Origin of the sequence: Actinoplanes sp. NPDC049802 (assembly GCF_040656595.1) — a bacterium.
Classification (GTDB): Bacteria; Actinomycetota; Actinomycetes; order Mycobacteriales; family Micromonosporaceae; genus Actinoplanes.
Genome location: NZ_JBFAMR010000171.1, coordinates 1 through 2,913 on the forward strand (window position 1 = coordinate 1; position 2,913 = coordinate 2,913).

Annotated in this window: 3 protein-coding genes; 1 reads left to right on the forward strand and 2 read right to left on the reverse strand. The window is 63.4% G+C overall.

The window, feature by feature from the left end; all coding sequences use genetic code 11:
• Positions 1–1,140: 1,140 nt before the first annotated feature.
• Positions 1,141–2,010, forward strand: a complete 870-nt coding sequence (locus AB0I88_RS41155) for a hypothetical protein (RefSeq protein ID WP_361037721.1) — start codon at positions 1,141–1,143, stop codon at positions 2,008–2,010.
• Positions 2,011–2,138: 128 nt separating this feature from the next.
• Here the strand turns inward: AB0I88_RS41155 and AB0I88_RS41160 are convergent, their stop codons facing one another.
• Both AB0I88_RS41160 and AB0I88_RS41165 read right to left on the reverse strand, forming a co-directional pair.
• The gene (locus tag AB0I88_RS41160) at positions 2,139–2,372 is read right to left on the reverse strand and encodes an IS3 family transposase (protein ID WP_361037725.1); all 234 of its coding nucleotides are present in this window, start codon (positions 2,370–2,372) and stop codon (positions 2,139–2,141) included.
• A gap of 10 nt (positions 2,373–2,382) precedes the next feature.
• The coding region (locus AB0I88_RS41165; RefSeq protein WP_361037723.1) for an IS3 family transposase at positions 2,383–2,913 on the reverse strand (531 nt) is incomplete at its 5' end.

Below are 2,913 nucleotides of genomic sequence, written 5' to 3' on the forward strand. Positions count from 1 at the left end.
CCGAGGGCTCCGCGTCCTCTTCCAGCATCGCCCGATCTCGCCGCCTTCGCCCGTGTCGCACCAATCAACACATTCGCGTTGCTGAGATCAGCTCATTGCCATCGCGTTTCTGCTGCAGGCGTTGTTCGACCGAATTCTCGATGTACCGCGCGGCCAACCCCTACACGCCGGAGGTCCACTCCGGCCACCGGTACTGGTAGTGATCGAGGAGGTGCACACATTCGTCTCCCGGGCTAGCGCCGCCAGGATGCGAGCGGTCCTCGACCAGCTTCAGGTGATCAGCCGTCGAGGCCGCAAAAGATGGATGGGCCTGGCATTGGTCTCCCAGCAGCCTGGGCATGTTCCGGAGGAGTTGTTCGAGTTAGCCAATACGCGATTTATCCATCAACTGAAGTCAGCCGGTAACCTCGCTCCGGTTCGTGCGACCACCGGCGGCGTACACGAGGCGCTTTGGTCGACTGTGCCCTCGCTCGGTCCGGGCCAGTGCTTGATGACTGGAGCAGTGTTTCGAAACCCGGTCTTCGTCCAAATGCGCCCCGCTCGGTCCCGGCGGATGCACACGGCGTGACTCGACTTCCCGTATAATTTCGCGATCGTCGGCGCCGCTTGCTCACAAAGGCTGCGCCGTGATTCGGGCGCGCTGGGAACCCCAATGCAGCGAAGGAGAACCGCGTGGCGGCAGGACCCCAAGCGACCCAGATCATCAACCGGTCAGTTTCGGCGACGTCATGGGAATGGGCGAAGGGGGATCAGCCTGCATTTAGCCCTCGGCAGACGCCAGTGCCTGCAGTCGCGCTCGAACGGCTCACTCGCCCCAGTCCTCACGTCGTCCTGGGCTGGTTTCACCGCTACCCAGCACGCTTCGCCGCTGACGTCCTTACCTCGATGCTTGCCGAGGTGGTCACACGCGCACGTCGGCCCGTTACGTCAGTGCTTGATCCTTTTTGCGGTACTGGTGCTGTCGTAAGTGCCAGCAATCAACTCGGCCTGGTCGCGACGGGCGTCGAACTCACCACCCTTGGTGTGGAGATGGGTAGGCTTCGACTCGATCCTCCCCCCAACCCGTGGGACGCGGCCGCGGTCTGCGAGCAACTAACTCAGACGGCGCCAGCGAAGAGGCCAACGTTAGACCATCAACTCGTGGGCTGGCTGGGGGTAAGTAATGCTCGCCTGCTGACCGCATGGCTGCCTGAGATCGATCATCTTGATGATGTGCGGTTACGCCGATTCGTGACGGTAGCGTTGTCGCAATCATTGCGACCCTCGTCACGGTGGCTCATCGGCTCTGTCAAGGCAACTGCTGACCCGGCCCGAATGCCAATACCACTCGATCAAAGCCTCCGCCGGTGGGCGCGGCAGCTCGCTCGTGACTGCGTCGCCGAACAGGATGCACACGCAGCGACAGGCGACGTCTTCGGGGCGGCTCGGCAACGTGGCCAGATACAGCACGGTGACGCCCGCGCGCTTCCCATCGCTGACGCCTCGGTCGACGCGATCGTGACCAGTCCGCCGTACTTCGTCACCTACGACTACTTCGACGTACAGCGACTGTCATACCTTGCATTCGGCTGGCCAGTGCAGCGGACCGACCAAGTCGGTGCCAAGTACGGCCTCGAACCAACTGATCGGCAAGTTGGCCTGCCACCGGCGCTGCGGTCCTGGTATGAAGACCAGTATCGCGGCGAACGCACAGTGTTGGGCCGAGCCCTGCGCACCTACGTTGAAGACTTACGAACGCACTTCGCCGAGGCCGCGAGGGTCATCGCGCCCGGTGGGGTCGTGGCGTATTCAGTGGCCAACACCGTCCGTGCTGGAAGGGTGTTCGACCTTGCCGAGGCGTTCCGGCAGTTGCTGGTCGAGGCCAAGTTTGCCGACGTGCAAGCCGTACCCCGTCAACAATCGGGCCGGCGTATCCTTCCGGCGGGCCGCGATGTCCAAAGCGGACGTTTTGCGCGGGATACCAGCAATGCAGGTGTCCGAGAATACATTGTTTTCGCCACGCGCCGCTGATTTGCCCCAACTTTTCGATGTCGGCTGGGACCAGCTCGACACCGCTCAAAGCCGCTATGAGTCCCCCCGTTTCGGCGGAGTGGTTACCTGCTTCCGGTCGGGCCAGGGGTGAGGTTAGCTGGCTCGGTCTAGGCGTGCCAGGCTGCCTCGTACTCGTCGGGGCTGAGGTAGCCGAGTTCGCGTTGGATGCGGCGGGTGTTGTACCAGGCGTCGATGTATTCGAAGATCGCGTTCTCGGCCTCGTCGCGGGTCCGCCAGCTCGTGCGATACACGAGTTCGATCTTCAGCGTGGACCAGAAGTTTCGATCGATGTGGTGACCGTGATGACCTGGGCTTGACCCGTTTTGACGGACAGGGTCGATGAGTTGATCTTCAGGCTACCTTGAGATCGGGTAGCAGGTTGATGACGGTGCCGCCTTCGTAAGCGGCGGGACTTTGGTAGCCGAGGCTGGAGTGCCGGCGGCGGGTGTTGTACCAGCCCTCGATGTACTCGAATGTCGCCTGGTGAGCGGCTTTGCGGGTGGGCCAGGCCTGGCGGTGGATCAGTTCCGTCTTCAGAGTCGAGAAGAACGATTCGGCGACCGCATTGTCCCAGCACTGCCCGCGCCGGCCGACGCTCAGCCGCACGCCGTGCCGCTTCGCGAGACGCGCGTGCTGGGCACTGGTGTATTGACAACCGCGATCGGAATGAAAGACGAGGCCGTCGGCGGGACGCCGCCGGGCGAGGGCGTCGGTCAGGGCGGCGTCGACCAGGTCGGTCTTGAGATGGTCGGCGACCGCCCAGCCCAGGACCCGGCGGGAGGCCAGATCGATGACGGTGGCCAGATACAGCCAGCCTTCCCACGTGTTGATGTAGGTGATGTCGCCGCACCAGCGGGTGTCGACCGCCGCCGCGTCGACGGT